Below are 1,527 nucleotides of genomic sequence, written 5' to 3' on the forward strand. Positions count from 1 at the left end.
AAGCCGTCGGGACGGACCAGGACCGCGCCGTCCTCGGTGATGCCGTGGGCGCCGGCCCAGTCCGTGTCCGGGTCGGGGGTCAGGTCGGCGTGGGGCCCGTCGCCGATCCGGTACGCGTCGAGCGGTACGGACAGCTGCGCCGCCACCTCGGAGGCCGCTGCCTGCCAGGGGCCGTTCTCCGCGCTGAGCAGGACCAGTGACCTCTCGTACAGGTCGAGGGTGGAGACGCGGGTGCCGGCGCGGTCCAGCCAGAGGTGCGGGGCACGGCTGCCGGGCTCGCCGTTCAGCACGACGCCGTCGGGGACGACCGGCGTCGCGGGGTCGGTGCCCAGGACCGCGCCGCGCGGATAGCGGTAGGCGAGCGCCACGTTGAGGATGCCGCCCTTGCGGCCACCGGGCCCACCGCCGCCCGGGTCGATCTCCTGGAGCAGCCACTCCCCCTCGTCGCCCACCAGGCTCGGGGTCTGCAGGATGCCGTGGTTGTCCGCCAGGGTCGACGCCGCCCGGCCGATGCGCTGCTCAAGACCGGCCGTCCGGAACAGCTCCATGGTGCGCACGTTGTTCCCTCGTCCGCGGGGGTGGTGCGACGTACCCGCGTGGCGTTCGACGAGCGTGTGCGGCACGCCGAGGCGTCCCAGGAACAGGGACATGGACAGGCCCACCAGGGAGCCGCCGACGATGAGGACCGGCGTGCGGTGATCCGCCCGGCCGGCCGTATCCGATCGATGCATTGAAACGCCTCCAGCGTCGCCCTCGACGGGCTGTGGAAAGGGACGCCCCATTTCATCCCCGGCACCGGGGAGTTCGCGTCCCGGCGGCACCCGTATGACACGCGGTTCACCCACCTGCCCCGTGTCGCTCGCGCGCACCGGAAGGTCGCGTCAACGATCGACACATGGCGACCCCGGCCCTCCGGACACGGCGGTCGTTCCAGACCTTCCGACCAAGAGGAGAGGTGCGCCGGATGACCAAGTCGGCACGCATTTCGCAGTCGGCGTTCGACGGCTCGAAGCTGCGGGTGATCCTGCTGCTCGACCTGTACGAGGGCGCCCAGCAGCAGTTCCTCGACGCGTACGAGCACATGCGCAACACGGTCGCATCCGTCCCCGGACACATCAGTGACCAGCTGTGCCAGTCGATCGAGAACCCCTCGCAGTGGCTCATCACCAGCGAGTGGGAGAGCGCCCTGCCGTTTCTCGACTGGGTGAACAGCGAGGAGCACATCCAGATCGTCCGGCCGATGCACAGCTGCGTCCGGGACACCCGGTCGATGCGCTACAGCGTCCTGCGTGAGACCCACCCGGAGCAGCCACTCGCTGCCGAGGCTGCGCGGGCGAACCTCCAGACGGCGGCCCGCGTGGGCGCCGGCCGGACCCGCCACGCCCTCACCTTCACCGTCAAGCCGGGCTCCGAGTCCAAGGTCGCGGACATCCTGGCCAACTACGACGCGCCCGAGGCGCGGATCAACGGCATCACGCGGCTGCACCGCACCTCGCTCTTCATGCACGGCAACCGCGTGGTGCGGGC

General features: G+C 71.1%; 2 protein-coding genes. One reads left to right on the forward strand and one right to left on the reverse strand.

Annotation, left to right across the window (positions count from 1 at the left end; all coding sequences use genetic code 11):
* A partial coding sequence (locus LPA54_RS32570) for an FAD-dependent monooxygenase (protein ID WP_228984378.1) occupies window positions 1-731 on the reverse strand: 731 nt, incomplete at its 3' end.
* Between the two features lie 233 nt (window positions 732-964).
* Here LPA54_RS32570 and LPA54_RS32575 point away from each other — a divergent pair.
* Window positions 965-1,527: antibiotic biosynthesis monooxygenase (locus LPA54_RS32575; protein ID WP_228984379.1), on the forward strand; the 563-nt coding region annotated here is incomplete at its 3' end.

It is taken from the genome of Streptomyces sp. DH12 (assembly GCF_020873895.1).
GTDB lineage: Bacteria > Actinomycetota > Actinomycetes > Streptomycetales > Streptomycetaceae > Streptomyces.